The sequence below is a fragment of the Saccharothrix sp. AJ9571 genome (assembly GCF_021725495.1).
In the GTDB taxonomy this organism is placed as follows: Bacteria; Actinomycetota; Actinomycetes; order Mycobacteriales; family Pseudonocardiaceae; genus Amycolatopsis; species Amycolatopsis magusensis.
In genome coordinates this window covers 9,329,937-9,353,666 of sequence record NZ_CP091382.1, presented here as the reverse complement: position 1 = coordinate 9,353,666, position 23,730 = coordinate 9,329,937, and the positions used below count along the sequence as shown (strand labels likewise).

Here is a 23,730-nt window from a genome sequence, read left to right as displayed (position 1 = left end):
CCGGACAGCGGGGCGGTGATGCTCGGCGGGCGACCACCGTCGCGCGGGTGCCCGGGGCCGCGGTCAGCGCGTGGGGCCGACGCGCGCGAGTTGTAGCCTGGAGGTCGACTCCGCGAAGTAGGTGGTCCGCATGAGCGAACCTGCCGACGTCGGGCAGACGCTGCGCCAGATCCGGCTTGCGCGCAAAAAGTCCCTGGCTGTCGTCTCCGGCTTGGCCGGGATCTCCGCGTCCTACCTATCGCGCCTGGAAAACGGCGAACGCGCTCTTGACCGCCGCTCGCTGATCGTCGCGCTGGCCAACGCGCTGGAGGTCGCGCCCAGCGAGATCACGCGGACCGCGGTCACCACCTCCGGCGAGCTGGAAGAGGACCGGTCGCTGAACCCGGTCCGGCTCGCACTGCTGTCGGTCAGCATGGGCGAAGCCGGTGGCCGGGTTCAGCCGGTCGAGCTGCTGGAACACCGCGCGGTGACGATGCTGGACGACCAGCGCCGATGCGACTACGCCGCCGTCGGCGACGCACTTCCCGGCCTCATCCGCGACCTGCACACCACGCTCGCAGCCGGGCACGACTGCGAGCGGCTGCTGCGCCTGGCGGTACTCACCCATGTTCAAGGCACACAAGCGTGGTTGAGCGACATCGGCGCCAGCCTGGACCTGGCCTGGCAAGCGTCGACCTTGGCCAAAAGCACCGCTGAGGAGCTGGACGAACCACTGTTCCGGGGCGTGAGCGCGTTCGGGACCGCCTTCGGCCTCCTTGCCGCCGGTGGCTTCGACATGGCCGCGCGCACCCTCGCCGACGCCGACCCGGGCACCGCCACCGACGAGGCGATGCAGGTGAGCGGGATGCTCACGCTCACCTCGTCGCTGGTGTCCGCCGCGCGCAACGACCAGGCCGACCGAGCCGCTGCCCTCGACCACGCCGCCGAGCTGGCGGAGCGCACCGGCGAGGGCAACGCCCTGTGGTTCGGATTCGGCCCGTCGAACGTCGGCGTGTGGCGGATGTCCGTGGCCTTGGAGGCCGGTGAGCACGGGGAGGCCGCCCGGCTCGCGCGAACCGTGGACCCCGAAGCTCTGCCGTCACCGACGCGGCAGGCTGCCTACTGGCGGGAGTACGGGCGTGCGCTGGCCCGCGTGCCGAAGCGGCACGACGAGGCCGTGATGATGCTCCGACGCGCCGAGCAGATTTCGCCCGCGCGGATCCACCGGCACCCGTTCATGCGCTCGATCATCTCCGAGCTGATGGCGAAGGCGAAGCGGGATGCGGTGGGCCGGGAGCTGCGAGGCATGGCTCACCGCGCTGGCCTTCCTGTGTAACCCATCCGGGTGTTTGCCTCAGTGGCAAAAAACAACGCCTGAACCCGCTTACCGTCACCTCTCGTGATCATGGGAGGTGCGACGGGTGAGCGCGAGACTGGAGTTCGGCGAAGTCGAGCCGCTGCTGCCGGCGTCCGGGGAGTTGCCGGTACCGCGGTGGGAAGATCCGGAGAGTCACGCCGAGGCGCTGCGCTGGTGGCGGTCGTGCCGGCGGTGCCGCACGGTGGGCCGGTCGATCTTCGAAGTGCTGCTGCATCAGCGGCAGTGCCGGGGCGGGTGCGACCCGGAGTGGCCGACCGAAGACGCGGACAGCTCCCGATGAGGAACGGCAACTCGGGTGTCGGCGACGGCGACACGCGGAACTCCCAACTCACCGACCAGCAGTACTCGGAGCGATTACGGGAGACAGTCGAGACGCTGCGGGCGGCGCGCCTGGACAACGAGCGGCAAGTGATGGAATGCCGAAGGGCGGGCCACCCGTGAGCTTCCAGGTCGAGCTCGGCCAGCACATGCGCATGGGCAGGGGCCAGTCGATGCTGTCCCGTGAGCAGGTCGCCGAGCGGATGATGCCGCCGGTGTCACCACAAACGGTCGCGAGCTGGGAAGTGGGTTCCCGGGCGATCTCCGTAGCGCGGTTGGCGGACTTCTGCCGGGTGATCGGCCGACCAGTCGCGGCGGTCATACCGATCAAGAACGACCGGACCCAGGTGATCCACGCTCTGAGGTTGCGCCGGGCAGAAGATCCACGGCTGCGACCGCTCGCCGAGTGGGCAGTTCCCTACGGCAACGAGCTGATCCGGTTCACGCCGGAAGCCATCGCCCAGGCTGCCGCGCTCTGCGGCGTAGACGCCGGGTGGCTCAAGCGTCGCCTGATCGAGCTGCAGCGACGGTAACTCGAAGACGGTCCTGACGTGTGTGGGTCCCGCCCTCGCTACGCGTCCGGACTCGCGGACCGGCCGATGTCACGGCACCCCCGAACGGGGCGTCGGCTGGTCCGCACCAAAAGCCAGACGTGGAGCACGTGGCCGAACGGGCTCGGGCAGCGCACGGACCGCGGTGCTGGCGACCACAGGGAAGGTAAAGGCCCCGCCACGCCCATGCCGAACGCGGCGAGCAGCAGCGCGACTTCATGCGGGTACTGCCCCGCTGCGGATTCGAACAACTATTCCCGACCTTACTGGCCATACTCACGAAAGCGGGAAGCGAGCAGGTCTGCGTCTGCTCGCTTCCCGCCTCTGCTGTGGATTGCCTACTACTGCGCCGGGGTCACATAGACCTCGTTGTACGGCACGTAGTGCTCGTTCCCCTCGGGAACGATGCGGAGGATCGTGCTGCCACTTCCATCCGCTGCTACGAGGTCACCGTGCCGGGCGAGCACCTGACCGCCCCATCCGATGCCGTTGTCGAAAAACGCAACGGCGACGTAGGGACGCCCCAGCATCGTCAGGTGTTCGACTGCGTATCGGTTCTCACCGAAGTTTGCAGCGGTAGTGTTCCCGTCCACCCGAACCGCCTGAATTCCCACGGGCTTGAGTACGTACTCTTCCACGCCAACTCCCTTGCCTGGACCGCGACTCCCCACCCTGGCGGTAACGCCGGTGGCTTCGCCCATCCGGTGTACTACGGGGCTGGCAGCGACTTCCACCTGGCATCAGTCCTGGATGTTGACAGCACCCCGAAACGGCGAGGTCGCCCGGATAGATCCCGAACGCGGCGCGTCGATCCGGATCGACCAGATGATGACGCCCGCCGAGGTCAACCAACTGATCCTGCACGAGGGCGTGTCCCTGGACACCCGGCACGGCCAGGAGCACGGGTCAGAGTTGCCAGAGGCGGTCGAGGATTCGCTTGCGGAAGTCGGTGTGCTCGAACCAGTCGAGATCGGTCTGGGTGGGCCAGGCGACCTTGGCGGGCAGCCCGCTCAGCCGGGCGTGCGTGCGGTTGCGCCGGGGGAAGGCACCTGGGGTGTTCAGCGGGAACAGCGCCGCGTCGAGCCGGAGGGTTCCTTGGTGTGCGGGAAAAGTCATGACGCCCCGGGTGGTCGAGCCGACTTTCAGTGGACAGGTGTTCACTGTGTCCGAATGGAGTAGTCCCGTCAAGCAATCAGACGAGTGAGAAGGAGATCACACCGAGGCTGTCGATTTCGCCTCCGCTCGTGCGCCGGGTCATCGAAAGCACCTCCACGAGCGAAGCGAAGGAACGACATGGGCAAACTGGTGGTCACCGCGTTCACCTCACTGGACGGGGTCATGCAGGGGCCGGGCGGTCCCGACGAGGACCGCGACGGCGAGTTCTCCCACGGCGGCTGGGTAGTGCCGTCGATGGACGAGCGGGTGATCGAGTTGATGACCGGCGTCTCGCGCCGGGCGGACGCCCTGCTGCTCGGGCGCCGGACGTACGAGATCTTCGCCTCGACCTGGCCGCTGGCCGAAGCGGACGACCCGATCGGCTCGAAGCTGAACGCGATGCCGAAGTACGTCGCGTCGCGCACGCTGACCTCGGTCGGCTGGCAGAACTCGACCCTGCTCGACGGCGACCTCGACAAGGCCGTGCGGCAACTCAAGGAGACCGAACCCGGCGAGATCCAGGTGCACGGCAGTGCCGGGCTGACCCAGGACCTGCTGCGCCACGACCTGGTGGACGAGTTCCACGTGCTGGTCTTCCCGGTGCTGCTGGGCGTCGGCAAGCGGTTGTTCGGCGAGGGCACCATCCCGGCCGGACTGCGGCTGGTCGGTTCGACCACGATGGGTGGCGTGGTCGTCATCCACTACGCGCGCGCGGGCGGGCTCGCCTACGGTGCGATGGGGCCGGAGACCGGTAACTGGTGACGGGAGCGGGAAAAGTCATGCCGCAGTACGCGATTCTGATCTACGAGAAGGAACTGCCCGGCGGGGTCGACGACATCCCGCCCGAGGTGATGGAGGCCAACCTGGCCGTCGGCGACCAGATCGCCGCGATGGGCGCGCGGGTGGTGCACGAGCAGGGGCTGCAGCCGGTCGCGCAGGGCCGGACCATCCACAAGGGCGGCTTGGTCACCGACGGGCCGTTCCTGGAGAGCAAGGAGGTGATCGCCGGGTTCTTCGTGGTGGAGGCCAAGGATCTGGACACCGCGGTCGCCATCGGGAAGCTGCTGCCGATCATGGACGGCGCGGTCGAGGTGCGGCCGTTGTTCGAAGGGTGAGCACCGTCCAGGCCGCGGTCGCGCGGGCGCACCGTCTCGAGTGGGCACTCGTGCTCGCCGCGACGGTGCGCGTCACGCGCGACCTCGGCCTGGCCGAGGAATGCGTGCAGGACGCCTACACCGCCGCGCTGACCGAGTGGGCCCGCACCGGGGTCCCGGCCAAGCCCGGCGCGTGGCTGACCACCGCCGCCCGGCACAACGCGCTCGACCTCCTGCGCCGATCGAAGACCCTGCGCTCGAAGCTGCACCTGCTGGTCGAACCCGAGGAGGCGGCGGAGCCGGCGCGCGACGACCGCCTGCGACTGGTGTTCCTGTGCTGCCACCCCGCGCTGGCGGTGGAAGCGCAGGTCGCGCTCACCCTGCGGCTGGTCTGCGGGGTGAGCACGGCGGCGATCGCGGACGCGTTCCTGGTCTCCGAACCCACCATGGCCGCGCGGCTGACCCGGGCCAAGAAGAAGATCGCGGCGGCGGGCATCCCGTTCCGGCTGCCGCGGCCGGACGAACTGCCGGACCGGCTGGACGCCGTGCTCACGGTGATCCACCTGGCCTTCACCGCCGGGCACACCGCGGCGGCCGGGCCCTCGCTGACCGACGACGACCTCGCCGGTCGCGCGGTCGACCTGGCGCGCCTGCTCGGCGCGATGCTGCCGAAGGAGCGGGAAGTGCGCGGGCTGCTCGCGCTGCTCCTGGCCAATGCCGCCCGCCGCGCTTCACGGACGGGACCGGACGGCGAGCTGCTGCGACTGTCCGAACAGGACCGTTCGGCGTGGGACCGGGACGCGATCGCCGAAGCCGACCGGCTCGTGGTCGGTGCCCTGCGCGGTGGACGGCCGGGGCGGTTCGCGTTGCAGGCCGCGATCGCGCTGCTGCACGCCTCCGCACCGGCGTACGAGGACACCGACTGGAGCCAGATCCTGGTGCTCTACGAGGAACTGACGCGGGTGTGGCCGTCACCGGTGGTCGCGCTGAACCGGGCGGTGGCCGTCTCGATGGCGGATGGTCCGGAAGCCGCGTTGGCCGAAGTGGAGCAGTTGGAAGGGGATGAACGGCTCAGCGGCTACCACTACCTGCCCGCGGTGAAGGCGGACCTGCTGGAACGACTGGGGCGGACGGCCGAAGCCGCCGTCGCCTACGAACGCGCCCTCGCCATGGCCGGGAACGACGCCGAACGCGCGTTCCTGCGTGGGCGCCTGGCCGGAACAGGGCGTCAAAGTCCACATTCGGCGCGCAATTGTCCACCCCCGGTTCCGTAATCTCAGGCACTGTCCGGCGGTGAACGGAGCAACGGATGGTGGCAGTGGGGGAGCGGAAACGCCGCCGCCGTCGCGACTCCCGGACGCCGTACCTGCTCATCGCCCCCGCGGTGCTGGCGATGCTGGCCTTCCTGGTCTACCCGGTGGCCAGCGTCGTCTACTACAGCCTCCAGCACCGCCAGCTCAGCAAGCCCTGGCTCGACGGTTTCGCCGGCTTGGACAACTTCGTCCGGATGCTCACCGACGACCCGCTCTTCTGGCAGAGCCTCGGGTTCACCGCCAAATGGGTGTTCGTCGAAGTGTCCCTGCAGTTCGTGCTGGGGCTGGCGCTCGCGCTGATCGTCAACGAAACCTTCGTCGGCCGCGCGGTGGCCAGGGCACTGGTGTTCTCGCCGTGGGCGGTCTCCGGGGTGCTCACCACCGGGATCTGGGTGCTGCTCTACAACCCGACCACCGGGCTTTCCCGCTACCTCGCCGACCTCGGCCTGATGGAGTACGGCGCCGCTCCGCTGGCTGATCCGGCGACCGTGTTCTCCGCGGCCGTGCTGGCCGAACTCTGGCGCGGGGTGCCGTTCTTCGCCATCCTGCTGCTCGCCGACCTGCAGGGCGTGCCCAAGGACCTCTACGAAGCCGCGTCGGTCGACGGCGCGGGCCGGCTCCGGCGCTTCGCCCACATCACGCTGCCCCACCTGCGGGACACCATCATCCTGGCCACCCTGCTGCGCGCGGTCTGGGAGTTCAACAACGTGGACCTGCTCTACACGCTGACCGGCGGCGGCCCGGCGCACCAGACGACCACGCTGCCGCTGTACGTCGCCGCCACCGCGGCCCAGTCCCACGACTTCGGCTACGGCTCCGCCCTGACCATGGCCGGGTTCGTCATCCTCACCTTCTTCTCCATCCTCTACCTCAGGCTCGGCCGGTACGGAGCGCAGCGATGAGCAGTTCGGGGGTCCGGGGGTCGTCCCCCGTGCGGACGACGCGGCGCACCGCGGAAGCCGCCCCGCCGGTCGTCGCGCCGCCGAAGGCACCGCCGGTGCGCAAGAAGCGCCCCCGCTGGGAGATCTACGTCCCGCTCGGGCTGTACCTGCTGTTCACCCTGGTGCCCTTCTACTGGATGGTCGTCTTCGCGGTCCGCCCGCGTGGTTCGTCCTCGCTGCTGCCGTGGCCGATCTCGCTGGAGAACTTCGAGACGGTCTGGAACGGCATGGGTTTCGGCGTGTTCTTCCAGAACAGCTTCCTGGTCGGCGTGGCCTCGCTGGTGGCGACCACGGCGATCGCGCTGCCCGGCGGGTACGCGCTGGCGCGCTTCCGGTTCCGCGGCAGGCGCGTCTTCCTGATCGCCCTGCTGTGCAGCCAGTTCATCCCCGGCGCGATGATGCTGATCCCGCTGTTCGAGATCTTCCGCACGCTCGGCCTGGTGAACAGCCTGAGCAGCCTGGTGATCGCCGAGACGGTCTTCCAGCTGCCGCTGTCGCTGGTGCTGATCAGCGGGTTCATCGCCAGCATCCCGGTGGAACTGGAGGAGGCCGCGCAGGCCGACGGCTGCACCCGGCTGCGGGGGTTCCTGCTGGTGGTGCTGCCGCTGCTGCGCCCCGGCCTGGTCGCGGTCGGCTCGTTCGCCTTCATCCACAGCTGGAACAACTTCCTGTTCGCGCTGATGTTCATCAGCGACCAGGACAAGTTCACCGTGCCGGTCGGGCTGGCCTTCACCCTCGGCGAGTTCAGCGTGGACTTCGGCGCGCTGGCCGCCGGTGGGGTGGTGGCCGCGCTGCCGGTGGTGCTGGTCTTCGCGGTGGTGCAGCGGTACCTGGTCCAGGGTCTGTCGGCGGGCGCGGTGAAGGGATGAGCGTGGAACCGGTGCGCGTGGTGCTGGCGGGGGTGCACGGGCACGGCCGGTGGCACCTGGACAACCTGCGCCGGCTGGCCGACCGCGGCACGGTGCGGCTGACCGGGGTGTGCGACACCAAGCCGGTGGACGCCGCGCAGCTGGCCGGGTTCGGGCGCCCGGAGCAGGCGAGCAAGCTCGCCCCGCTGATCCGGCGGACCGGCGCCGAGTTGGTCATCCTCGCCACGCCCATCCACACCCACGCCGAGCTGGGCACCGAGGCCCTGCGTGCCGGAGCCCACCTGCTGCTGGAGAAACCGCCCGCCGGCAGCTTCGCCGACTACACACGACTGTCCGAAGTGGTCTCTTCGACCGGACTCGCCTGCCAGGTCGGGTTCCAGAGCCTCGGTTCGGCCGCGTTGCCCTACCTGCGTGAGCTGCTCGCGGAGAACGGGCTCGGGCCGGTGCGCGGCATCGGCGTCGCCGGGGCGTGGGCCCGGCCGGCGGCCTACTTCGAACGGGCGCCGTGGGCGGGCAAGCGCAGGCTCAACGGCATCGCGGTGACCGACGGCGCGCTGACCAACCCGTTCGCGCACGCCATCGCCAGCGCGCTGTGGCTGGCCGGGGCCGAGGAACCGGATTCGCTGCGCGAGATCGACGTGGAGCTCTACCGGGCCAACCCGATCGAGGCCGACGACACCTCGTGCGTGCGGCTGCGGGTCGCCGACGGCACGGTGATCACCGTCGCCGTGTCGATGTGCGCCGATCGGCGCCACGAACCCGCGGTGGTCGTGCACGGGCAACACGGGCAGGCGGAACTGACCTACACCACCGACGAGGTGTGCTTGCGGCGACCGGGCGCACCCGACCAGGTCACCCGGCACCCGCGGACCGACCTGCTGGAGAACCTCGTCGAGCACATCCGCGACGGCACCGAACTCCTGGTCCCGCTGCAGCGGACCGGCGCGTTCATGCGCGTGGTCGACGCGGTCCGCCGCGCGGCCGAGCCCCGGCCCATCGCGCCGGTGCACCTGGCCGGGCGCAACGGCGGCGGCCGGGTGCTGGCGGACATCGAGCGGCTGACCCGGCGCAGCGCCGACAACCTGGCGATGTTCTCCGAACTGGAAGTGCCGTGGGCCCCGGCCGAGCAGGTGCTGCGGGCGGGGGACCGGGAGGTCGCGGCCTACCGCTGGCGCCCCGATCCCGGCCTGCCCGCCACCGCCGCCCCGCGGCCGCACCTGCACACCGTGCGCACGCTCGGTGGCGTCGAAGTCAGCGAAACCGGGCCGGTGGACCACCCGCACCACCTCGGCGTCGGCGTCGCCGTGTCCGATGTGGACGGAACGAACTTCTGGGGCGGGCGCACCTACGTCCGCGGCCAGGGACCGCGCTGGCTCGATGACCACGGCAGCCAGCGCCACCTGCGCTTCACCCGACGGGAGTCCTGCGGGTTCACCGAGTTGCTGGACTGGGTGGACCGCGACGGCCACACCGTGGCCCGTGAACGCCGCACGGTGATCGCCCGCCGCCACCAGGCCTCGCGCCTGCCCGGCTGCTGGGAACTGGACTTCACCTTCCGCCTCGACGCCCCCGGCCGGGTCCCGCTGACCATCCGCAGCTCGCACACCAAGGGCCGCGCGGGCGCCGGGTACGGCGGTTTCTTCTGGCGCGCCCCGGCTTCCTCGATCCGGCGCCGGGTGTTCACCGCCGAAGGCGACGGGGAGGACGCGGTGAACGGCGCCGCGGCCGACTGGGTCGCGCTGTCGGGTACCTCGCCGTCCGGCCGGGCGTGGACGCTGATCTTCACCCAGAGCGGGCCGGACCGCGATCGCTGGTTCGCCAGGGAACGCGACTACCCCGGGATCGGGCCGGGCCTGGCCTGGGAGCGGCCGCTGAACACCGGATCGGTGACCCGGCGGATCCGCACCGTCGTGGCCGACGGGCGGCTCGACCGCCGGACCGTGGCCGCGCTGATCCGCCGGACAAGCGAAAGGTAGGTTCGAGATGGGCAAGCCCCGACGCCCGTTGCGCTCGGCAGCGGCACTGCTGCTGGCCCTGTCCACCGCGGTCTCCGCGCTCGCCGCGTGCGGTTCCGACGCGGCGGGCGGGGTCACCACGATCACCTTCTGGGACGACAACGGCGGGCCGGCCAGGACCCCGGTCTGGCAGCACATCATCGCCGAGTTCGAGAAGGTCAACCCCACCGTCAAGGTCGAGTACGTGGGCATCCCGATCGCCCAGGCGCAGCAGAAGTACGACACCGCGGTCGCCGGTGGCGGCCTGCCCGACGTGGGCGGGGTGAGCACCGCGATGCTGGCGAACCTGGTGCCCCAGCGGGCTTTGGAGCCGGTGGACGACAGGTTCGCCGCGAGTCCGATCGCCGGGCAGCTGAACGAGCGCATCGTCGCTTCGGTCCGCCAGACCGTGCCGGACGGCAAGCTGTACCTGGTGCCGATCTCCACCAACACCGGGGTGTTCTGGGCGCGCAAGGACTGGCTCGCCGAAGCCGGCCTGCCCACCCCCGAGACCTGGGACCAGTTGTTCACCGCCATCGAACGCTTCACCGCACCGGGGGAGAACCGGTACGGCTTCACCCTGCGCGGCGGCGCGGGTTCGATCGCGCAAATGCTCGAAGTCGTCTACGGGCAGTCGGGCATCACGAAGATGTTCGAGGCCGACGGCCGGTCCACGGTCAACGACCCGCGCAACGTGGTCGCGCTGGAACGGCTGGCCGGGCTGTACAAGAAGTTCACCCCCGAAGCCGATCTGACCAACGACTACGCGAAGATGGTCGCCCAGTTCGGCGGCGGCAACATCGGCGTGATGCAGCACAACGTCGGGTCCTATCAGGACCAGGTGAAGGCGCTGGGCGCGGAGAAGGTGGTCGCGCTGCCGGTGCCGAAGGCGGCGGACGGGACCAGGGCGGTGCTGTCCCACCCGACCACCGGGCTGGGGGTGTTCGCCCAGGGGGAGCACGCCGACGCGGCGTTCAAGTTCGCCGAATTCGCCGCCAGTCCGCCGATGAACACCTACTGGGCCGAGAAGACCGGGGTGCTGCCGGTGAACAGCGAGGTCACGCCCAGCGATCCGGCGAACCCGCAGCCGGGGGTGACGCTGGCGAAGGTGCTCGCCGAACCGTCCACCACCATGGTGCAGATGCCCTACCACCTGCCGGAGTTCAACTCCATCACCAAAACCGAATCCGAGCCGGCGTTCCAGAAGGTGCTGCTCGGCGAACTGTCCGCAAAGGACTTCCTGGACGAGCTGGCCGGGAAGCTGGGCAAGGCGCAGGCGGAGTACCAGCAGCGCACCGGCTGAACACCCCGCATGTTCCACCCGTTGTTCGTGATTCTCCACATGCGGCTGCCTACCGTGGGGAAACAGCGAGAAAAGGCACGAACAATCCGAATGGGAGTCAAGACATGCGCAGATCGTTCGCCAGGCGCAGCCTGCCCGGCCTGCTCACCGTGGCCGCCGCCGCGGCGCTCACGGTGGCCTCCGCCGGTCCCGCCGCGGCCGCGGGTACGCCGACCGGGTTCGCCGCGGGCACCACCGGCGGCGGCAACGCCTCCCCGGTCACCGTGACCAGCGGCTCGGCGCTGATCAGCGCGATGCAGTCGGACAGCCCGGCGGTGATCCGGGTCAGCGGCACCCTCTCGATCAGCGGGATGCAGGACGTCAAGTCGAACAAGACGCTGATCGGCGTCGGCTCCGGCGCGACCATCACCGGCGGCGGGCTCGACGTGGACAGCGCCACCAACGTGATCATCCAGAACCTGAACTTCCGGGGCTGGGCCGACGACGCGATCAACGTCACCGACGCCTCGACCAAGATCTGGATCGACCACAACACCTTCTCCGACGGCTACGACGGCGCGGTCGACATCAAGCGCGCCTCGGACTTCGTGACCGTGTCGTGGAACAAGTTCACCTCCCACGACAAGACCATGCTGCTCGGGCACAGCGACGGCAACGGCAGCCAGGACCGCGGGCACCTGCGGGTCAGCTACCACCACAACTGGTTCGACGGCACCGGCCAGCGCCACCCGCGGGTGCGCTTCGGCAACCCGGTGCACGTGTACAACAACTACTACGGCGGCGTGACCGACTACGGCGTCGCCTCCACCGTCGAAGCCGGGGTCCTCGTCGAGGGCAACTACTTCGAGAACACCGAGGACCCGTTCCACCGCGGCGAGGGCAGTTCGGCCGGTGGCTCACTGGTCGCGAAGAACAACCACTTCGTCAATTCCGGTTCCGGTGACCAGGGTGGTTCCGTGAACGCCATCCCGTACTCGTACAGCCTGGACCAGGCCTCGTCGGTGAAATCCACCGTGCAGGGCGGGGCCGGTACCGGAAAGGTGGGCTGAACCGGTTCAGCGGAGGACCCCGGCGACCCCGGGGTCCCTTTCCGCCGCATGTCCGGTGTTACCGGTAACACCCGTTTTGCCCTATACCCTCACGGTCCGCCGCCAGTAGGTTGCAGGCAGTTCCGCCGCGACCACAGCTTTGTCAGCGTAGACGAGCGAGGCGACCATGACCGCATATCGCCGGGCCATCGGCCTGGTCACGGCCAACATCGACCTGGGGGTGGCGCCCGCGGTGTGGTCGGGGGTGCTGGCCGCGGCCCGCCACCACGACGTGGACCTGATCTGCTTCCCCGGCGGTGAGATCGGCGCCGCCGAACGACCGGCCAACGCCGTCTACCACCTGGTCACGCCGGGGCTGGTGGACGGGCTGATCTGCTGGGCCTCCGCGCTCGGCCTGCCGGAACGCCACCCGCGCGCGGAGAAGTTCGGCCGCCGCTTCGGCCGCGTGCCGATGGTCTGCCTCAACGGCGCGATCGGCGCGCAGCAGCCGCTCACCCTGGACAGCTACCAGGGCATGTGCCGGGCGATCGACCACCTGATCGACGAGCACGGCCGCCGTGACCTGGCCTTCCTCCAGGGACCGGTGCGCAACCCGGTGACCGCGGATCGGCTGCGCGCCTACCACGACACGCTCGACCGCTACAAGATCCGGCCCGACCGCGCGCTGGTCTCGCCCCCGGTGGACTTCCGGCGGGACGCCGGCGCCGCGGCGATGCGGGTGCTGCTGGACGCGCGGGGGCTGGTGCCCGGCCGCGACTTCACCGCGCTGGTGGCGTGCAGCGACTTCCTCGCCGCCGAGGCGATCGCGGTGCTGACCGAACGCGGTGTGCGGGTGCCCGAGGACGTGGCGGTGATCGGTTTCAACGACTCGCCGGAAGCCCGGTTCTGCTCACCGCCGCTGACCTCGGTGTCGATGCCGTTCGCCGAACTGGGCAGGCAGGCGGTGGAGACGCTGCTGTCCCGGCTCGGCGGTGACCCGGCCAGGGGGCGGTCGGCGCCGGTGGCCGAATTGGTGGTCCGGCGCTCGTGCGGGTGCGCCGGGGAATCGCCGGTCGCTTCCCGGGAATTCGCCGGGTTTCCGGCGACCCTGCGCAAGCACGGGATCTCCCAGGAAACCGGGCGCCTGCTGCTTTCGGAGTTCCGCGCGGCACTGGCGGACGATTCGTCGGCCGATTTTCCCGGTTTGGCGGTGAGAATGGCCGATGGCGGGGACGCCGACGCGTGGGACGAAACCATTCTCGCACTGCACCAGCACACCGGGGCGGGCCCGGAAGCAGCGGAGTTGATTTCCCGCGCGCGGATCGCCGTGGCCGGGAATGCGCGGCGAATGCTCGAATACGAGCGCTGGCAAACCGAGCAGGTGGCCCAGCGGTTGCGCGAAACCGGCGTGGCGTTGTCCTCCGTGGGGGACGAACGCGACCTGACCAGCGTGCTCGCCCGCCAGTTGCCGTTGCTCGGCGTCGGCGACTGGAAGCTCTCGATCGGCCCGGCCACCGCGCTCACCCGGACCGACGTGCTGCACCGCGACCGCCGCAGCACCTGGATCGCCGTGCCGTTGCAGGTGCGCGACGAACCGCTCGGCATCGGCCTGTTCGAGGCGGGCCCGCCCGACGGCGGTTTCTACCGCGCGCTCGGCGAGCAGATCAGCTCGGCGGTGCAGGACATCCGGCTGTTCCGCGAGGTCGAGGCCGCCGAAGAGGCGGACAGCGTGAAGACCAGCCTGCTGGGCAAGATGACCGAGGAACTGCGTGCCCCGGTCGAAGCGATCCTCAAGGAGTCGGCGGGTGCGCTGGCGGCCGGGCCACCACCCGAACTCCGCGACGCACTGAGCCGGATCGCGGCCGGTGCCGAATACCAGCTCGGGGTGCTCGGCGACCTGCTCGAACTGGCCGACGCCGAACTCGACTCGCTCAAGCTCTGCGCCGGCCTGATCGATCCTCGCGCGCTGCTCGCCGAGGTGTTCGGGGCGGTGGGTCTGGGCCGGTTGCCGTTGATCGAGGCGGACGGGCAGCGGTTGCGGCAGGCGCTGCTCACGCTCAGCCGCAGCGTCGGCCGCCGGGCCAGGCGCACCGTCGAGGCCGACGTGCTGCCGCCGCACCTGCGCATCCGGATCAGCTACGAGGGCACGGGCACGCCGCGGGGTGGGCTCGGGCTGTCGATCGCGCGGCGGCTCATCGCCCTGCACAACGGATCCCTGCGGTTCGAGACCGGTTCGGCGGGCGGCACCTTCCACCTCTTCCTGCCGCTGCCCGGTCCCCAGGGGCAGGCCGTGGCGGACGAGTCGGCCGATTCGCTGCTCTGCGTGTCGGACGGTCCCGCCGCCGAGGAGGCCGTCGCGGCGGCCGGGCTCGCGGGCCTGTCCGTGCTGAAGCTCGGTACCGGCGACGACGTGGCCGCGGTGCTCGACGAGAACCGGCCCGCCGCGGTCGCCTGGGACACCGCCGCGTTGCGGCCGGAGCACTGGGCGGTGCTGCGGCAACTGCACGACCACCCGAAGCTGCGGCGCACGCCGTTCCTCGCCTACGCCGCCGGGCACGGCCGTGACCTGCACGAGGTGATCACCGCGGTGCGCCCGGTGGAACTGGGCGGGCTGGCGGTGATCGCCGATCCGGATCCGCGGGTGCAGGCGGGCACCCAGCAGCTGATCGCCCAGCTCCGGCCAGGGCACCTGGCGCTGACCGCGCCGGACGGCGCCACCGCGCTGTCGCTGATCGGGCACGACGTGCCGAACCTGCTCATCCTGTCCCGGCAGCTGCGGGACATGGACGCGTTCGACGTGCTGGAGCGGCTGCACGGCGACACCCGGCTCAGCGACGTGCCCGCGCTCGTGCTCAGCGGCGACGAGCTGACCTACGACGACATCCGGCGTGCCGCCCCGCACGCGCGGACGGTGTTGCTGGGCAAGGGAATCCTTTCCGACGCCGAGACGATCAAGCTGCTGCGCCGGTTGCTCGACCCCGGCACCGGCCGGCGCGCGCCGAACCGCCAGGAGGTCCAGCGCGCGGTGGTCTACCTGCACCAGAACTACCAGCACCAGATCACCCGGCGGCAGGTCGCCAAGGCAGCCGAGATGAGCGAGGACTACCTCAGCCGCCGGTTCCACCGCGAACTGTGCGTCTCGCCGTGGGAGTACCTGACCCGGCTGCGGATCGCGCGGGCGAAGGAGCGGCTGCAGGAGACCGACGACAGCATCCAGGCCATCGCCCGGCAGGTCGGCTTCCACGACCGGGCCTACTTCAGCCGGATCTTCCGCAAGCACACCGGGGTGCCGCCGCAGAACTACCGCTGCCTGCGGCTCACCAGCTGACCCCGACGGCGACCGGTCCGGTGTCGGCGTGCGCGGTGACCCAGTCGATGTCGTGCACCGAGCCGGACAACCGCAGAGTGGGCAGCTTCCTGGCCAGCGCCCGCAGCGCGATGCCGAGTTCCAGCCGGGCCAGCGCGGCGCCGAGGCAGTGGTGCGGCCCGCGCCCGAACGCCACGTGTCGTTCCTCTGTGGACGGTCGCGGGCGGAACTCGTCGGGCTCGGCGAAGTGCGCCGGGTCGCGGTTCGCCGCGCCGAGGCGGGCCAGCACCAGGTCACCGGCGCGCAGGCGCACGCCTTCGAGGTCGAGGTCGGCCAGCGCCCAGCGCGGGAAGACCTCGCCGATGAGGCCGATCTGGAGCCGGACGACCTCCTCGACCGTGGCGCCCAGTGCTTCCTCGGTGCAGTCGGCGAGCGCGGCCAGCCTGCCCTCGGTGAGCAGCAGGGTCGCGCCGACGGAGATCGCGTTGGTGGCGGTCAGGTACCCGGACGCGAGGATGGTCAGGACGAGCGTGGTGCGTTCGTAGTCGCTGAGGCCGGTCTCCTCGATCAGCGCGCTGAGCAGGTCTTCGCCGAGGTCCGCGCGTTTGGCGGCGATCAGGCCGCCGACGAACTCGGCGAAGGCACGCCAGGCCCGCTCGGCGGCGGGGTCCATCGTGGTGAAGTCGGCCGCGCCGGCGGCGTCGGCCAGCTGCCGGAAGCGGTCGCGGTCGTCGAGCGCGACGCCCAGCAGTTCGGCGATGACCGCGATCGACAGCGGCGCGGCGAAGCCGGACACCAGGTCGCCGGGGGAGCCGCCGGCCAGCAGGGCGTCCGCCTGCGCCTCGGCCAGCCGCGTGATGCGCGGCCGCAGTGCTTCGATCCGCGCCGGGGTGAAGGCGCCGCCGACGAGACGGCGCAACCGGCGGTGTGGTTCGCCGTCCTGCAACAGGGTCGCGCCTTGGCCGGGTGGGGAACCCGGTGGCACCACGCCGAAGCGGGGATCGCCGAGCACGACGGTGACCGCGTCGTAGGAGGTCACCAGCCAGGCCGGGCGGCCGTCCGAAGTGGTCACCGCGGCCACCGGCTCGGTGGCGCGCAGCTCGGCGTAGGCCGGTGGCGGGCGCAGGGGATGGGGCCGGTCGAACGGCAGCGTGGTCATGGGAGCACCTCTCGGGATTTTTGCATTGCAGTCGTAATGTAAACGAGGATGCATTACGGACGCAATGTGAAAGGATGGGGGTATGCCGAAGCGGGTGGACCACCACGAGCGCCGCGTCCGGATCGCCGACGCGCTGCTGCGCGTGGCCGCCGACGACGGGGTGGAAGCGGTGAGCCTGCGGCACGTCGCGGCGGCGGCCGGGGTGACCACCGGGATGGTGCAGCACTACTTCCGGACGAAGGAGGAGATGCTGCTGTTCGCACTGGAGGCGGTGTCCGAGCGGGTCGAAGCCCGTATCGCGGCCCACCCGCCGGGAGCGCTGGAGCTGGTGCGTGCGCTGCTGGTCGAGCAACTGCCCCTGGACGAGACGCGCCGGGCCGAGGGCCGGATCGCGCTCGCGTTCCTGGCGGCTGCCACGCACAGTGAGGCCATCGCGGCGAAACTGCGTGAGGCGAGCGAGGGCCTGCGGGACCACCTCGCCGGTCTTCTGCGCGAGGTGACCAGGGCGGACCCCCACCAGACCGCGACCGCGCTGCTCGCCCTCGTCGAAGGTCTCGGCATACAGGCCGTCACCGGCAACTACCCGCCGGAGGAAGCACTCTCCGTGCTTGAAGCCCACCTGAAGCTGGTGACCGGCTGACCTGTCCGCCCGGCCAGGACACCAATGTGGCTTGGGGGCGTCATCGGCTCCGAAAGCCACATTCGTGTCATCGGGGCCGCCGTCAGCCGGGACCGTTGGTCCGTCCTTACCAGCGCGCATTACTCAGTGATTGTCCAACCAGTACCTAATTTTGCGCTGAACAAACGAAAGTAGGTGCCGCTGCGGGGTGTCCTGGGTCACTCTTCGTAGGCCGGTTGTCACCGGCGTCTCCCCGAACCCACTTCCCTGCCGAAAGTGAGTTGCCGGTCATGTCCCAGAAGAACACCAGGCGCGTTCCCGCCGCCATCGCCGTGCTGGCGGGTGCCACCGCCCTGTTCAGCGGTGCCCCCGCCTCGGCTGCCGTCGAAGGCTATTCGGCCGAGGTGCAGGACGCCGCGGTCGCCTCGATCACCTCGAGCTTGGGCGTCAGCGACGCCGCGGCCCGGCAGGTGCTGCGCGTTCAGGACGCCAGCGCCCGGACCCTCGACCGCGCCGAGTCGGCACTGGCCGGCCGGCACGCGGGCGGCTTCCTCGACGCCGCGGGCCTGCCCGTGGTGAACGTGCTCGACGCGGCCGGTGCCGCCGAAGCGCAGCGCGCCGGTGCCACCCCCAACGTGGTCAAGTTCTCCCTGTCCCAGCTGGACTCCGCGCGTGCCGCGCTCGAAGCCCTGCCCGCGGTCCCGCACACCACCATCGGCACCGACGAGAAGGGCAACCAGGTCGTGCTGACCGTGTCCGACGCGGCTGTCGGCGCCGACGCGCTGGTCGCCAAGGCGGCCACGCTCGGTGACGCGGTGCGCGTGGAGCGGACCACCGGCGTGATGAGCAAGGCCATCTACAACGGTGAGGCCATCACCGGCGGCGGCACCCGCTGCTCGGCGGGCTTCAACGTCAACCGCGGCGGCCAGCTGCACATCCTCGACGCCGGCCACTGCACCCGCGCGGTGTCGCAGTGGAACGTCGGCCCGTCGGTGGGCGCCAGCTTCCCGACCAACGACTACGGCCTGATCCGCAACACCACCGGCAGCGGCCCGGGCGCGGTGACCCTGTGGAACGGCTCCACCCAGCGGATCAGCTCCGCCGCGAACGCCCGCGTCGGCCAGCAGATCTGCAAGAGCGGCAGCACCACCCGCCTGACGTGCGGCGTGGTCGAGGCCACCAACGTGACGGTGAACTACCAGGAGGGCCCCGTCTACCAGACCGTGCAGACCAGCGCCACGGTCAACCCCGGTGACTCGGGCGGCTGCCTGTTCGGCGGCAGCGTCGGCCTCGGCATCACCTCCGGCATGGGCGGTGGGAACTCCTACTTCCAGCCGGTCGTCGAGGCGCTCAACGCCTACGGTGCCTCGCTGACCTGATCACCTCTCACCTGACGACGTGCCCCCGGGACTCCCATCCCGGGGGCACGTGCTGTTTCAGGGACGGGTGAATCCGTTGCCGCCGCGGCCGCCGCACTGGAATCCTGCTGCCGCACCGTGTTCACGCCCCTGGGGAGGCTTCGATGAAGCGTTTCGTCCTGTCCGCGCTGGCGGCCGCGGCCCTGCTGCTGGCCGGTTCTCCTGCGGCCATCGCGGATCCGCCGATCGGCATCCCGCCGGACTGCAGCGGCTGGTACGCCGGGGACACCGCCTGGGTGTTCTGCGGTGAGCGCGCGTTCCGCCCGGTGGTGATCTGCGACGGCCTCGCCTTCTTCGGACCGTGGACCCAAGCCGGGTACCAGAACACCGCCTTCTGCCCCTACCGGGTCGCCACTGCCTGGAGCGTCGACTACCACGACTGAGGACGCGCACGCCGGGAGACGACCCCGCCGGGCCCGCCTGACACCGTGGTGAGCGGCAGCCTGCCCCGGCGGAAGGAGACGGTTCGGTGCGCATCCTGGTCACGACGGTGCCGTTGTCGGGGCACTTCTTCCCGCTCGTCCCGCTCGCCTGGGCGGCCCGCGTGGCCGGGCACGAGGTGCTCGTCGCCTGCGCGGCGGAGTTCGTCCCGACGGTGCTGGGATCGGGATTGCCCGCGGTCGCGACCGGGCCGGGAGAGCGCTTCGACGAGGTGAGCGCCGACGACCGCCCGGCGGCCGGGCTCATCGAGCAGCGAACCGAGCACGGCCGGGTGTTCGGGCGGATGGCGGCGCGGAACCTGCCGGGGTTGACGGAGATCGCGAAGGTGTGGGAACCGGACCTGGTGCTGAGCGAGCGGGCGGAGTTCGCCGGACCGTTGCTGGCGGCGCGGTCCGGCTTGCCGCAGATCGAACTCCATTGGGGCGTGGCCGAACTACCGGAATACCGGGCGGGCGCGGCGACCGAACTGGCCAAGCGCGACCTGCCCGCCCCACCCCCACCCGGGCAGTGGCTCAACCCGTGGCCGCCGTCGCTGCGCCGCCCCTACGCGGCAAGCCACAGCGGTATCCGGACGCTCTCGTACAACGGCGAGGCGCGGGTCCCGGACTGGGTGCTGCACCCACGCCGGCGGCCGCGCATCTGCCTCACCCTGGGAACCGTGGTGCCCAGGACGGGCAGCAGCCAGGTCGCGGACGGCGCGGTCGACATCGTGCGGGCCCTGTGCGGCCTGGGCGCGGAGGTCGTGGTCGCCATCGACGACCGGATCGCCGCTACCTGGCCGCCACTGCCTGCCGCTGTCCGGCACGTGGGTCGCCTCCCTCTGTCCCACGTGCTCCCGGCGTGCGACGTCGTCATCCACCACGGTGGGCAGGGCACCTCGCTGACCGCCTTGGAAACCGGCCTGCCGCAACTGGTGCTCCCGGTGTTCGACGACCAGTTCGAAAACGCCGATGCCGTGGTGCGCGCCGGCGCGGGCGTGAGCCTGCCACCCCACGCGGTCGAACCGGCCGCCGTCGCCCGCCACTGCGCCGAAATCCTGGCCACTCCCGGCTTCCGCCCCGCCGCCGACCTGATCGCCCGCGAAATAGCCGCCCAGCCCACCCCCCTCGACGTGGTCACCACTCTCCACCTCCCACCCCTACGCCGCGTCGCCTAACCCCACCCGAGTCCCACGTTCGGACACCCGAGTCCCACGTTCGTGCAGCCGACCTCCACGTTCAGGCGGCGAGTCCTACGTTCAGGCAGCCGAGTTCCACGTTCGTGCAGCCGAGTTCCACACTCACGCACCCGAGTTCCACATTCAGGAAGCTCGCGCGCAGCCAACCGGCACCCGCGTCCCGGCTCGCCTGATCGACACCGCCCTACGCGCCGAGGCCGAGCACAACCAGTACTGACCCGGGCTCGCTCCCGCGAATGTCGCACTCGACGGGTCTATCTCATGATCGGTGTTTCTGGCGTTGTTGATCAGTAGGTCTCGGCTCCCGGCCAGCGGTCACCGAATGTGATGGCGAACGCGTTGAGTACTGGTTTCCAGCGCATCGTCCATCGGGTGCGGCCGGTGCCGGTGGGGTCCAGGCTGCGTGTCACAAGGTACAGGCACTTCATCGCGGCTTGCTCGGTCGGGAAGTGACCACGTGCGCGGATCGCCCGCCGGTAACGTGCGTTCAGGGATTCGATCGCGTTTGTCGAGCAGATCATCCGGCGGATCTCGATGTCGTAGTCGAGGAAGGGGATGAACTCTTCCCAGGCGTTGCGCCAGAGCCTGATCATCGCCCCGTACTTCTTCCTCCATTTCTCGTCGAGTTCGTCCAGTGCAATGAGAGCGGCATCGGGACTAGGTGCGGTGTAGATGGGTTTGATGTCCCGTTTCACCCCGTCCCAATCCTGGCGCGCGACCAACCGGAACGTGTTCCGAATCAGATGAACAACGCAGGTCTGAACAATGGCCTGCGGCCACACGTTCACCACGACCTCGGGCAGGCCCTTCAGGCCGTCGCAGACGAGGAAGAACACGTCGACGACACCGCGGTTCTTCAGGTCGACCAGCACACTCATCCAGAACTTCGCACCCTCCCCGCCGGTGCCCATCCACAGGCCCAGCACGTCCTTATGACCGTCCACGGTGACCCCGATGGCGGCGTAGACGGGCCGGTTGGCGACCTGACCGTCGCGGACCTTGACGTGGATCGCGTCGATGAACACCGCCGCGTACACGGCATCGAGCGGCCGGTTGATCCAGTCGTTCATGTCGGCAACGACCTTGTCGGTGATCCGCGAGATCGTCTCCTTGCTGACCGACGCCCCGTAAATCTCGGCGAAATGCGCGGAAATATCGCCGGTGGTCATCCCCTTCGCATATAACGACAGGACGATCTCATCCACATCCGTGAGCCGCCGTTGCCGCTTCTTCACGATCTGCGGTTCGAACGTGCTCTCCCGATCCCGCGGCACGCTGATCTCCACCTCGCCCGCGGCATCGGAGATGACCGTCTTCGACCTAGTTCCATTCCGCACATTCGTCGATCCGCGCTCCGGCTCGACCCGATTCTTCTCGTGGCCGAGGTGCTCGGTCATCTCCTCGTTGAGCGCGGTCTCCAGCACGTTCTTCGTGAACAACTTCAGCAGACCATCCGGGCCGGTCAACGCCAGCCCCCTGGCCTTGGCCTCAGCCACCATCGCCGCCGCGGCAGCCTGCTCCGGCGACAGCTCCCGCGCCGGCTTCTCACTCTTGCGTGGACTCACAAGGTCCGATGTCATCACTCTCAGTGCCCATCTCGCCGGACCTCAGCCCGGCGTGTCGGGCCGGAAACACCGATTTTGGAACAGTCCCCGGACCTCAGCCCGGCGTGTCGGGCCGGAAACACCGATTTTGGAACAGTCCCCACTCGACTGCCCGAACGCAGAACTCAGCTGCCCGACCGCAGGACTCGGCTGCCTGAGTGTGGAACTCAGCTGTCTGAACGTGGAACTCGGTTGCCTGAGTGTGGGGCTCGGGTGTCTGAACGTGGAACTCGGTTGCCTGAGTGTGGGGCTCGGGTGTCTGAACGTGGAACTCGGTTGCCTGAGTGTGGGGCTCGGGTGTCTGAACGTGGAACTCGGTTGCCTGAGTGTGGGATTCGGCTGTTTGAACGTGGGACTCGGGTGTCTGAGCGTGGGGTTCGGGGGTTTGAACGTGGGGGTCGGGGTTTGAGTGTGGGGGGCGGGTGCGGGGGCGTGGGTGGTGGAACTGGTTCTAGGGGGTGGGGGCCCAGCGGTTGGCGGTGAGGCGGAAGCTCGGCAGGTCGTCGAGCGAGTGCATCGCCTCGTACGTGCGCTGGTAGCCCGTGCGCGCGATCCGCCACCGGCCGTCCTCGCCGCGGAGGTAGGTGTCTTCGTAGAAGGCGGCACCGGCGACGACCATCCGGTGCGAACTGGCGATCACCGTGTCCTGGAACGCCCAGGTCCCGCTCGCCCGGTCGCCGTCGATGTCGATTTCCGGCTGTGACGCGAAATGCGTGGTGATGATGTCCGGGCCGAGGGTGTCGCGCAGGAAGCCGAGGATGGCTTCCCGGCCGCTGAAGCTGAGCGGTTTGCCGTAGGCGGGCGTGCCGTAGTCGGCGACCGCGTCGGCGGTGAGGGCATCGGCCAGTTCGTCCCAGTTCTTGGTGTCGACGCAGCGGAGGTAGCGGTACTTGAGTCGCTTGATCTCTTCGAGCGCGGCGAGGTCCATGCGCTCCAGCTTCCGCCACCTCCGCGCCGTACGCAAGAACGTGTTCTACTTCGAGAGGTTCAGGCGTACAGCTCCCAGGCGTTCCACACCCTGGCGCTGTTGTGGTAGCAGTTGAACTTGCTCCACCGCCCGGCGAGCTGCCCGCTGTAACCGGCGTCCGTGCACTGGAACTGGTAGGTGTACGTGCCGCGCAGGGTCGGCCACGCGTTGCCTGCGGCCGCCGGCTGGGCGAACGCCACGGCGGCGGTCAGGGCCACACCGGCCCCGGCGAGCGCGGCCCGGGTCTTCTTCCCCATGGTTCTTCTGTCTCCTTCGGTGATCGACCGTCGATCGTCACGGAAGCTACTCAACGGCGTTCGCCGGCGGGGCCGGATTCACGCCTCGCTGAAACCGGCCGGTGGGAGGCTTCATCCAGCCGATACCCGGCGCCGGGCAGGGTGGTGATGACCGGCGGACCGCCGAGTTTCCGGCGCAGGCGCCCGATGGTCACGGTGACGGTGTTGGTGAACGGATTGGCGTGCTCGTCCCAGACGCGCTCCAGCAGGTCCTCGGTGCTGAGGACCGCCGACCCCGCCTGGAGCAGGGCCTCCAGCAGGGCGAACTCCTTGACCGAGAGGTCGAGCCGCCGGCCGTCGCGGGTGGCCGTGCGCCGCACCGGGTCGAGTTCGATGCCCGCCGCGCGCAGCGTCCTGGCCCTGGCGTCCGGCCGTCGGCGGGCCAGCGCCCGGATCCGCAGGACCAGTTCGGGGAAGTGGAACGGCTTGGCGAGGTAGTCGTCGGCCCCGAGGGTGAGCCCGCTGACGCGATCGCCGGGCGAGTCCGCCGCGGTCAGCATCAGCACCATCGCGCGTTCCTCCCGCTCGGTGATCATCTGGCAGAGCGCGTCGCCGTGGATGCCGGGCAGGTCGCGGTCCAGCACCACCACCTCATAGGGGTTGAGGTCGAGCTTGGCCGCCGCGGTGTGGCCGTCGTAGGCGAGGTCGACGGCCATGCCCTGGTCCCGCAGCCCCTCGGCGACCACGTCCGCCAGCGCGCGGGCGTCCTCGACCACCAGCACCCTCATGCGGTCACCCGTAGCCGGGTCGTGCGCGTGAACACGGCACCAGCATGCCGGGCCGGACCTAACAACGGTGTGACAGCGGCGGTTCGGCCGG

The 23,730-nt window shown here is 70.1% G+C and carries 23 protein-coding genes; 16 read left to right on the top strand and 7 right to left on the bottom strand.

Annotated elements, in window-relative coordinates; all coding sequences use genetic code 11:
* Positions 1-130 precede the first annotated feature (130 nt).
* The 3 genes from L3Q67_RS42415 to L3Q67_RS42405 all read left to right on the top strand — a co-directional run bounded on the left by L3Q67_RS42415 (position 131) and on the right by L3Q67_RS42405 (position 2,208).
* On the top strand, positions 131-1,315 hold the full coding sequence (locus L3Q67_RS42415) for a helix-turn-helix domain-containing protein (RefSeq protein WP_499187030.1): 1,185 nt from the start codon (positions 131-133) through the stop codon (positions 1,313-1,315).
* Between the two features lie 85 nt (positions 1,316-1,400).
* On the top strand, positions 1,401-1,637 hold the full coding sequence (locus L3Q67_RS42410) for a hypothetical protein (RefSeq protein WP_499187029.1): 237 nt from the start codon (positions 1,401-1,403) through the stop codon (positions 1,635-1,637).
* A 157-nt stretch (positions 1,638-1,794) separates the two neighbouring features.
* Complete coding sequence (locus L3Q67_RS42405) at positions 1,795-2,208, top strand: helix-turn-helix domain-containing protein (protein WP_499187028.1); 414 nt, start codon at positions 1,795-1,797, stop codon at positions 2,206-2,208.
* A gap of 359 nt (positions 2,209-2,567) precedes the next feature.
* On the opposite strand, the gene L3Q67_RS42400 is transcribed toward L3Q67_RS42405, so the two are convergent.
* Entirely contained in the window at positions 2,568-2,864 is a 297-nt protein-coding gene (locus tag L3Q67_RS42400; protein WP_499187027.1) for a hypothetical protein, read from the bottom strand.
* A gap of 268 nt (positions 2,865-3,132) precedes the next feature.
* A complete protein-coding gene (locus tag L3Q67_RS42395; protein ID WP_209665453.1) occupies positions 3,133-3,342 on the bottom strand; it encodes a hypothetical protein in 210 nt (69 codons plus the stop codon).
* A gap of 177 nt (positions 3,343-3,519) precedes the next feature.
* On the opposite strand from L3Q67_RS42395, the gene L3Q67_RS42390 reads away from it, so the two are divergent.
* From L3Q67_RS42390 to L3Q67_RS42350, 9 genes are all read left to right on the top strand, one after another.
* The gene (locus L3Q67_RS42390; RefSeq protein ID WP_499187026.1) at positions 3,520-4,143 is read left to right on the top strand and encodes a dihydrofolate reductase family protein; all 624 of its coding nucleotides are present in this window, start codon (positions 3,520-3,522) and stop codon (positions 4,141-4,143) included.
* 17 nt (positions 4,144-4,160) lie between these two features.
* Entirely contained in the window at positions 4,161-4,496 is a 336-nt protein-coding gene (locus L3Q67_RS42385; protein ID WP_499187025.1) for a YciI family protein, read from the top strand.
* Entirely contained in the window at positions 4,493-5,749 is a 1,257-nt protein-coding gene (locus tag L3Q67_RS42380; RefSeq protein ID WP_499187024.1) for an RNA polymerase sigma factor, read from the top strand. The genes L3Q67_RS42385 and L3Q67_RS42380 overlap by 4 nt, the downstream gene beginning before the upstream one ends.
* 35 nt (positions 5,750-5,784) lie before the next feature.
* On the top strand, positions 5,785-6,690 hold the full coding sequence (locus L3Q67_RS42375; protein ID WP_499187023.1) for a carbohydrate ABC transporter permease: 906 nt from the start codon (positions 5,785-5,787) through the stop codon (positions 6,688-6,690).
* Positions 6,687-7,598, top strand: coding sequence for a carbohydrate ABC transporter permease (locus tag L3Q67_RS42370; RefSeq protein WP_499187022.1), 912 nt, complete (start codon positions 6,687-6,689; stop codon positions 7,596-7,598). Before L3Q67_RS42375 ends, L3Q67_RS42370 begins: the two co-directional genes overlap by 4 nt.
* On the top strand, positions 7,595-9,574 hold the full coding sequence (locus L3Q67_RS42365) for a DUF6807 family protein (protein WP_499187021.1): 1,980 nt from the start codon (positions 7,595-7,597) through the stop codon (positions 9,572-9,574). Before L3Q67_RS42370 ends, L3Q67_RS42365 begins: the two co-directional genes overlap by 4 nt.
* Before the next feature lie 7 nt (positions 9,575-9,581).
* Positions 9,582-10,895 (top strand): ABC transporter substrate-binding protein, encoded by a 1,314-nt coding sequence (locus L3Q67_RS42360; RefSeq protein ID WP_499187020.1) that lies wholly within the window; start codon positions 9,582-9,584, stop codon positions 10,893-10,895.
* A gap of 104 nt (positions 10,896-10,999) precedes the next feature.
* Complete coding sequence (locus L3Q67_RS42355; RefSeq protein ID WP_499187019.1) at positions 11,000-11,944, top strand: pectate lyase family protein; 945 nt, start codon at positions 11,000-11,002, stop codon at positions 11,942-11,944.
* 166 nt (positions 11,945-12,110) lie between these two features.
* Positions 12,111-15,251 carry a substrate-binding domain-containing protein gene (locus L3Q67_RS42350; protein WP_499187018.1) on the top strand — a complete coding sequence of 1,047 codons (3,141 nt, stop codon included), beginning with the start codon at positions 12,111-12,113 and terminating at the stop codon, positions 15,249-15,251.
* On the opposite strand, the gene L3Q67_RS42345 is transcribed toward L3Q67_RS42350, so the two are convergent.
* On the bottom strand, positions 15,241-16,389 hold the full coding sequence (locus L3Q67_RS42345; RefSeq protein ID WP_499187017.1) for a cytochrome P450 family protein: 1,149 nt from the start codon (positions 16,387-16,389) through the stop codon (positions 15,241-15,243). The genes L3Q67_RS42350 and L3Q67_RS42345 overlap by 11 nt on opposite strands.
* 82 nt (positions 16,390-16,471) lie before the next feature.
* Between L3Q67_RS42345 and L3Q67_RS42340 the strand changes: the two genes are divergently transcribed.
* The 4 genes from L3Q67_RS42340 (at position 16,472) to L3Q67_RS42325 (ending at position 20,023) form a co-directional block, all read left to right on the top strand.
* On the top strand, positions 16,472-17,029 hold the full coding sequence (locus tag L3Q67_RS42340) for a TetR/AcrR family transcriptional regulator (protein ID WP_499187016.1): 558 nt from the start codon (positions 16,472-16,474) through the stop codon (positions 17,027-17,029).
* A 269-nt stretch (positions 17,030-17,298) separates the two neighbouring features.
* On the top strand, positions 17,299-18,387 hold the full coding sequence (locus L3Q67_RS42335; protein ID WP_499187015.1) for a S1 family peptidase: 1,089 nt from the start codon (positions 17,299-17,301) through the stop codon (positions 18,385-18,387).
* Between the two features lie 143 nt (positions 18,388-18,530).
* Positions 18,531-18,809: a hypothetical protein gene (locus L3Q67_RS42330; RefSeq protein WP_499187014.1), complete on the top strand. Its 279-nt coding sequence runs from the start codon at positions 18,531-18,533 to the stop codon at positions 18,807-18,809.
* Positions 18,810-18,895: 86 nt separating this feature from the next.
* Entirely contained in the window at positions 18,896-20,023 is a 1,128-nt protein-coding gene (locus tag L3Q67_RS42325) for a glycosyltransferase family protein (protein WP_499187013.1), read from the top strand.
* Between the two features lie 308 nt (positions 20,024-20,331).
* Here L3Q67_RS42325 and L3Q67_RS42320 read toward each other — a convergent pair whose 3' ends face one another.
* From L3Q67_RS42320 to L3Q67_RS42305, 4 genes are all read right to left on the bottom strand, one after another.
* Positions 20,332-21,624 (bottom strand): IS256 family transposase, encoded by a 1,293-nt coding sequence (locus tag L3Q67_RS42320; RefSeq protein ID WP_499184943.1) that lies wholly within the window; start codon positions 21,622-21,624, stop codon positions 20,332-20,334.
* A 475-nt stretch (positions 21,625-22,099) separates the two neighbouring features.
* Positions 22,100-22,576, bottom strand: a complete 477-nt coding sequence (locus L3Q67_RS42315) for a nuclear transport factor 2 family protein (RefSeq protein WP_499187012.1) — start codon at positions 22,574-22,576, stop codon at positions 22,100-22,102.
* A gap of 59 nt (positions 22,577-22,635) precedes the next feature.
* Positions 22,636-22,872 carry a hypothetical protein gene (locus tag L3Q67_RS42310; RefSeq protein ID WP_499187011.1) on the bottom strand — a complete coding sequence of 79 codons (237 nt, stop codon included), beginning with the start codon at positions 22,870-22,872 and terminating at the stop codon, positions 22,636-22,638.
* A gap of 50 nt (positions 22,873-22,922) precedes the next feature.
* Positions 22,923-23,639, bottom strand: coding sequence for a response regulator transcription factor (locus L3Q67_RS42305; RefSeq protein ID WP_499187010.1), 717 nt, complete (start codon positions 23,637-23,639; stop codon positions 22,923-22,925).
* Positions 23,640-23,730: the final 91 nt, after the last annotated feature.